Below are 6,759 nucleotides of genomic sequence, written 5' to 3'. Positions count from 1 at the left end.
GAGCCATCTCTCCAGTTTGAGGAGGGTATCGAGGAGACCGTGAAGTGGTATCTGGAGAACCAGGAATGGATGGATCATGTTACTTCTGGGGAATATCAGAAGTATTATGAGGGGATGTATTGTAAATAGACCCTCCTGTCCCTCCCTTGAGGGAGGGTCCTTATCCTATACCCAAGCCCTAAATCCCTATGGTAGGGATTAGGGATGTAACCGCCCTCCGGTGCTCAGAACCGCTTCGCTCTAAGGTTGGCGGACCATCAAAGGTCTTAGCCATGGTTGTACGGGATGGGACCGCATGAAATAGGTAGTTCACAAAGTGTAATAGGAATGTTGATAATTGTTGAAATAAGAAAAGCTAGAGGAAAGTAGAATGAGTATTCTGCTTTTGGATGTTGTATATAATAAAAAGAGTCTCTTAAAAAAATGAGAGATTTGTTTTTACAAAAGGTCTTTTAAAAAAATGTAATTATGATGAATGAAGAAAATGAAGAGGTATATCAGGAATTAGATGATATCGGTCAAACAAATGAAAAAGCAAATTTGATAGTTTTCTCTAGAGATTGGACCGTTGCAACTATTCTAAACCAAATAGAACAAGGTAATATAGATTTGAATCCTGGATTTCAAAGAAGAAATGCATGGAATGATAAGAAAAGAAGTAAGTTGATAGAGTCTATAATGATAGGGTACCCGATTCCAGAGATAGTCCTTGCAGAAGATAAAAACAAGCGTAATTCTTTTATTGTTATAGATGGTAAACAACGTCTTCTTACAATTGCAGGATTCAAGAATCCTGAGGCTTATCAATATTGGACAAAGAAAAATCCAAAAACAACAGGGTTGACTAGTTCCTATAACCTTAAGTCTTACGAGGATATAAGTGCTAATCAAAATTACTTGAGAATTTTTGAAAACTCAGCTCTTAGATGTACTGTTATATCAAATTATCCAAGCGATGAGTCTCTTTATGATATATTCTATAGATTGAATTCTGGTTCTACTCCTTTAAGTTCGCAAGAGTTGAGACAAGCATTAAATAAAGGACCTTTTTCGGAGTATCTTATAATGGTAACAGATGAAGATAATGTCTTGAGACGAGTGATGAATCTTAAGGAGCCAGATAAAAGACTGAGGGATGTTGAAGTACTGTTGCGTTGTATGTCTTTTCTGAGGTATTCAATGGATTATAAGGGTAACCTTCTTCAGTTTTTAGATAAAACGACTAGGTTGTTTAATGAAAAATGGGAGACTGAAGAAAGCGATATTAGAGAACTAGAAGATAGGGTTATGATAATCATAGATAAGTTGATTCGTGTTTTTGGTTCTTGTCAAGCTGTTGCTAGAAAATATAAAAATGGAGAACAGAACACTCAATTTAATCGTGTTATTTTAGAAGTACTTGTTTATTATTTTGATCAGATTGATGATGCATGTTTGACAGATGAAAATAACAGGAAATTCGTAACTGCATATATCAGCTTATTTTCTCAGGATCTTGATTTTCAGGCGACTATAGATGGGTCTACAAAGAATATGGAAAACTATAAGATAAGATATTCTCGTATTCAAGATATTGTTAACGAGAATTATGGTTTAAATCTTGTGTCTCCTTTTGAATATGTCGAGCGAAGAATTAGAAAATAAGTTCCGTGCATTGGAGAATCATGTGCTAGAACTGTTAATTCGTTATATAGAGCCTCATAAAGATCCCCTTCAATCTCCGAATGATTATGATTTGGATGTGCATTCTTTTTGTATTCTTAGTCATGCTGCTTTTGAGGAATTTGTAGAGGATGTTACTTTGTATTCCGTTGATAAAATTGAAACTGAGTTTAATTCGATAAATAGAAAATTTTCCTATGCAACACTGTGCTTGTTGCATTTTGACGAGCATCAGAAAAAAATAGCGGAAGAAAATAATTGGCCTTCAGCTTTTAATGACTATTTATCACAAAGAATTGCTGCACGTAAAAGTGAATTAAGTAAATATGCAACTCAAGAGAATCATGGAATCGATATTAAGTATTTGCGTAAGTTGTTGCAACCAATAGGTATAGAAGTACCAAGAAATCCTCACGAATTATCAGCTTTATCTCGATTGAAAACGATTCGTGGTGCATATGCTCATTCGTATGCTAGGAGGAGAGACTCTATTTCTCCTGAGGATGCCGATAATATTGTATGTGATGTTTTGGAAATGGTAAGACGAATTAAGAACAAGGCTCTAAATATGTCTTATTATTTGTTGTAAAATCTCTCCGTTGATGTTTGGTACTGGAAGTCTATGTTTAATTTAATATAAAAATATTCGTATATTTCTGTAAACTTTAAAAAAATACTTATCTTTGCAAAAAATTATTGATAAGATAATTATGGTAGCAGGAAAAAGGAAAAAGATAATATTGGCAATATTGGAGAAAATAGGAAGAGGTATTACTGCTAAATGTATGCAAAAATACCTTTTCCTATTTTCTCGTAGCCAAATGAATGAACGAATCTATGATTTCGTTCCATATCGTTATGGATGTTTTTCTTTTCAAGCTAACCAAGACTTGGTTTCTTTGGAGAAAAATGGCTATATTGCAATTAATGAAGTTGATAAATCTGATAAAGAATATACTCTGTTGCATCAGTATCATGCTTTTCAAGATTTAGATATGTTTGAGAGAAAAATAATTGAAGAAATTTGCCAGTTGTATGGAAAAATGTCACAAAACGAATTGATTGCTTATACATATCGAAAGTGGCCTTATACTGCTATTAATAGTGTTATAAAGCAACATATATTAAGCTTGGATGAATTAGATGTAGTAAATAAACAAAAAGCGAAACTGATTCAAACAGAGCCAATGCTATTTACGATTGGTTATGAAGGGTTTTCTTTGGAAAAATTTCTTAATAGGTTGATTCGTCTAAATGTTCACACGCTAGTTGATGTGCGTAAAAATGCGTTTAGTATGAAATATGGCTTTTCGAAAGGTATTCTTGAGAAGGCTTGTAATGGAGTAAATGTTAAGTATGTACATATTCCGGAACTTGGTATAGAGTCTTCAAAAAGACAAACATTGGTGAATCAAAATGATTATGATGAGTTGTTTGATGAGTATGAGTGTACAACATTGCGTAAATATTGGAATTATCTTTTGCAGTTACATGATATTGTTGAAACAGATAATCGTGTGTGTCTCATGTGTTTTGAAAAAGACCCGAGACAATGTCATCGTACAAGAGTTGCTAAAGCGCTCATGTCTTTGCCACAACATAAGTACAAATTAAATGAGATTTTTTTATGATTACGCGTGTCTTAGTTACTGTTATGACGTACCCAACTCTGTCTAAAAATCATTTTGAGACAGTGTGTACTGCAGGATTTCGAGAAGATGGGAGCTGGATAAGAATATATCCAGTTCCACATAGACTATTGTATCTTCAAGATATGCCTAAATATAAGAAGTGGCAATGGATAGAAGTAGATTTAAAAAAGAATCCTAATGATAATAGGCCGGAGAGTTATCATATAGAAAATATCGACACTCTTAGAATTCTAGAAAAACTTGATGGCGTTAAAATAGATTGGGATAACCGTTATCGTTGGATTACAAAAAACAAGATAGTCTATGATGATATGACAGCCTTATTGAAAGAAACAAAGAATAATTTGGTATCATTAGCAGTTTTGAGACCTACTGAATTCGTTGATTTTACTTGGGAAGAAGTTGATATGACTGGATATAATGAGATGTTGGCTAAATATCAAAAGAGATATGATGCTGAACGAAGACAATTATCGTTGTTTGACGATAAGAAGTCTATTAACGATTCTTTTGTTTTTGCGAAGAAAATACCATTTCGTTTTAAGTATGTGTTTAAGACAAGAGATGGTAAGGAAAGGCGTTTGATGATTGAAGATTGGGAAATAGGTATGTTATTTTTGAATAGTTATAAGAACTCTAAGGGCAATACGCAGGAGGAAAAATACAAAGAGGCTATAAGTAAGGTTAGGGATAAATATTGGGGATTTGTACAGAAAGAAGAAGTTCTTCTTTTGATAGGAACTCAGTATAAGTGGCATAATTTAAATGCACCTAACCCTTATGTTATTATTGGGGTTTTTCATTGCCCCAAGAATCGGCAATTGAGTTTGTTTTAGATTATATTATTGCTTGTTTTACTATTAATTGATCATAGCGCTCCAATGATACCACCTTGTTTGCGTGGTTACTGGTATCGCTTTTCACTTGGTTGGCGATACCTGTTAAAGGAGTGATAGGCACGTGGTCATAAAATGACATAAGCCGTGACGACGACATCGGATTTTACGTTGTCAAGCCATATCCAAATGTATCCGACTATCGCTTTCTTCTCTGACGTATAGACGGTCCGTAAGTATCGGTGAAAGCCGTATCGTGCGCCTAGATAAAGTTTTGTACCTTTGTACCGTTATTTTAAATTTTAAAATTATGGTACAAGGCAAGAAACATTTAAACTGCAAGCCAATGTTCGCAGAGGTTGCAATTGGCGACAATGAGGCGAAGGACATGCACAAGTCTTAATTCTATGATTACTGTTTAATTATTATGGTTATGGATATTTCGGAATTTTCATATAAGGACTTTGCTTCAACGTTGAACAAGGCTCGTTTTGTTTCACAAAAGTACAAGTATACATGTTGTATTCCTGGTTGTAATGAGATTACTTTGAAACATTCTCATATTGTGCCACAATGTGTATTGAAAAAGTACATTTGTAATGATAAGCATGAATTGATACAATGTCAGATAGATGAGGTGCATCCTATGAGTTTTATAGATTCTGGTGAACTTCCATTAGAAAAATTTCAAACGTTTGGTATAGAGAAAGCTATGTCTATGCCAATCTTTTGCAAGAAACACGATAATGGGTTATTTGATGAGTATGAGAAAAATGCAGATGGGATAATACCAACAGATATTAGATTTCAAGTGCTTCAATCTCTACGCGCTGTAGGTGCTTTACGATATCATAATTTGAGGTTATTGGTAGAAAATGAAGCTAAGAGGGAGAAAAATCCCTTTTATCAGGGTGGAATATATGATGAAGAAAAGAAAGCGTGGGAGTTCATGCAAAGACGATATGATTCAAGCATCGTTTTGCTTTATGATGCAATTGAAAATAATGAGTTTAACTCTTATGTATTTTGCTGTATAGAACTGGCTCCTTTAAAACTAGCAATTTGTGATGCTATAGTTGATGATAGTGATTTTGAAGAGTTATGCTTTGATGAAACTTGCTCTGCTCCCCTAGATATGTTGTTTGTTCACCTGCTACCGAAAGGAGAGCATTCGTACTTAATGCTAGGATACGATAAACGACATGTTTCTCGTAGGCTAATGATGTTGCTTAAAAAATGGAAGAAAGTTTTAGTACATGATACAGACTTTAGAACACTATATGACATTTTATGTCATTGTAGCAATAATTGGTGTATCTCTCCAGATTGTGATGAGAGACTTTTATCTGCGCTCATAAGTAGATATAGTGAGGATAGAATGACCGTTGTGTTTAATGAAAAATGACCTAAAGAAAGATTATATGAAGAAACCTTTTAAAATGACAGCTAGGGTCTTGGCGCATTTGGGGGAAGATCTTATAAAAAATCCTAATATTAAAAAGTGATATGACGAAAGATGAACTCTATTCTAAGATAGCTGAAATGCTCCCTGTAGAGAATACGGATAGTAAGCCATTTCGTATACTTTTATCTGATAGTCTGAAGACTTATCTATCTTATATAAACAAGACGGAAGGCATCGGAGATGAGGACAAAAAGGAAGTTGCTTATATCTGTGAGGCGATAAAAGCTATCGTTAAAGCGCAATATAAAGGTTTGCATGCACAAGCTTTTAGAAAACTGTCTAATTTGTTTTCTGGTAAAACTGGACATAAAGGTTTTGGTAATATCTTGTTTGTTTCGCAATTAGAAGCAAATAATAGTTTCTATAGGGCTAGGGTACATAGTGGTACTAAGAAGTTTACCTATAAGGATATGTTTCATATACCTTTCTCAAAACGAGGAATAGTTCAAACTCAACGCTATAGTTTTCCGGGCTATCCTTGTTTGTATGTTGGAGAAAGCGTCTATGCCTGTTGGGAAGAAATGCATCGTGTAGATTTCGATTTATGTATGATATCACGTGTAGTGAATCAGAAAGATATTTTTCTACTTGATATGCGAATACCCAATAAAAATGATTTTGATAAGAATATAATAAGGACCTTATATTTCTTCCCATTGTTACTTTCATGTATGGTAGTAGTAATCAATAGGGATGACGTCTTTAAGCCCGAGTATATCATTCCGCAGTTAGTGACAGAGTGGGTAATTACTCATAATGATAAGCCGGAAACTAAGAAAAAAATGTTTTGATTTATGGTATACGATATACATCGTCATTGAAGACCGATGAATTTGAATTTCCAAAGTCAAAACTCGATAATATCGCATTGTTCCCAATAGATGCTTTGGGGGCTAATGGTAATAATTATTGTCCTAAGTTAGTCGATAATTTCTCGATAACGAATCCTACCTGCAATGAATTTGAGAAGTTGAAATGTGGCTATGACATAGATTTAGGTAAAGCTGGGTATGATGATAAAGAATTTGAATTATTTGCTAACTATGAACTTTCAGATTTTGGGCAATTAGAAAAAAGATTACGTGACACTGATAAGTTCCCGCTTTATAAAATGAGTAACTAAAGATTCTGAGGTAAAGTTGAA

Annotated in this window: 7 protein-coding genes and 1 pseudogene; all 8 read left to right on the top strand. The window is 34.0% G+C overall.

Annotated features, from left to right (window positions below; translation table 11 throughout):
• Positions 1–129: pseudogene (locus tag DWV53_RS16155) on the top strand (dTDP-glucose 4,6-dehydratase); the annotation flags it as partial.
• A gap of 339 nt (positions 130–468) precedes the next feature.
• Positions 469–1,644, top strand: coding sequence for a DUF262 domain-containing protein (locus DWV53_RS09200; RefSeq protein WP_118153081.1), 1,176 nt, complete (start codon positions 469–471; stop codon positions 1,642–1,644).
• Positions 1,619–2,251, top strand: a complete 633-nt coding sequence (locus DWV53_RS09195) for a HEPN domain-containing protein (protein WP_118153079.1) — start codon at positions 1,619–1,621, stop codon at positions 2,249–2,251. The genes DWV53_RS09200 and DWV53_RS09195 overlap by 26 nt, the downstream gene beginning before the upstream one ends.
• A gap of 121 nt (positions 2,252–2,372) precedes the next feature.
• Positions 2,373–3,293, top strand: coding sequence for a DUF488 domain-containing protein (locus tag DWV53_RS09190; protein ID WP_118153085.1), 921 nt, complete (start codon positions 2,373–2,375; stop codon positions 3,291–3,293).
• 143 nt (positions 3,294–3,436) lie between these two features.
• Entirely contained in the window at positions 3,437–4,150 is a 714-nt protein-coding gene (locus DWV53_RS09185) for a hypothetical protein (RefSeq protein WP_259318954.1), read from the top strand.
• Between the two features lie 427 nt (positions 4,151–4,577).
• Complete coding sequence (locus DWV53_RS09180) at positions 4,578–5,555, top strand: hypothetical protein (RefSeq protein ID WP_118153076.1); 978 nt, start codon at positions 4,578–4,580, stop codon at positions 5,553–5,555.
• Positions 5,556–5,656: 101 nt separating this feature from the next.
• Positions 5,657–6,406 (top strand): RES family NAD+ phosphorylase, encoded by a 750-nt coding sequence (locus DWV53_RS09175; protein WP_118153074.1) that lies wholly within the window; start codon positions 5,657–5,659, stop codon positions 6,404–6,406.
• Positions 6,407–6,432: 26 nt separating this feature from the next.
• Positions 6,433–6,738: a hypothetical protein gene (locus DWV53_RS09170; RefSeq protein WP_147468759.1), complete on the top strand. Its 306-nt coding sequence runs from the start codon at positions 6,433–6,435 to the stop codon at positions 6,736–6,738.
• The last annotated feature ends 21 nt before the right edge of the window (positions 6,739–6,759 follow it).

Origin of the sequence: Segatella copri, assembly GCF_003465495.1 — a bacterium.
GTDB classification, from domain to species: Bacteria; Bacteroidota; Bacteroidia; order Bacteroidales; family Bacteroidaceae; genus Prevotella; species Prevotella copri_G.
The sequence above is the reverse complement of the archived record's forward strand: the minus strand, read 5'-3'. Positions and strand labels throughout refer to the sequence as shown.

What these genes read in the sequence shown, in the direction of transcription:
- DWV53_RS09200 (WP_118153081.1), top strand. Translation starts at nt 469, where the DNA reads ATGATGAATGAAGAAAATGAAGAGGTATATCAGGAATTAGATGATATC.
- DWV53_RS09195 (WP_118153079.1), top strand. Translation starts at nt 1,619, where the DNA reads ATGTCGAGCGAAGAATTAGAAAATAAGTTCCGTGCATTGGAGAATCAT.
- DWV53_RS09190 (WP_118153085.1), top strand. Translation starts at nt 2,373, where the DNA reads ATGGTAGCAGGAAAAAGGAAAAAGATAATATTGGCAATATTGGAGAAA.
- DWV53_RS09185 (WP_259318954.1), top strand. Translation starts at nt 3,437, where the DNA reads ATGCCTAAATATAAGAAGTGGCAATGGATAGAAGTAGATTTAAAAAAG.
- DWV53_RS09180 (WP_118153076.1), top strand. Translation starts at nt 4,578, where the DNA reads ATGGTTATGGATATTTCGGAATTTTCATATAAGGACTTTGCTTCAACG.
- DWV53_RS09175 (WP_118153074.1), top strand. Translation starts at nt 5,657, where the DNA reads ATGACGAAAGATGAACTCTATTCTAAGATAGCTGAAATGCTCCCTGTA.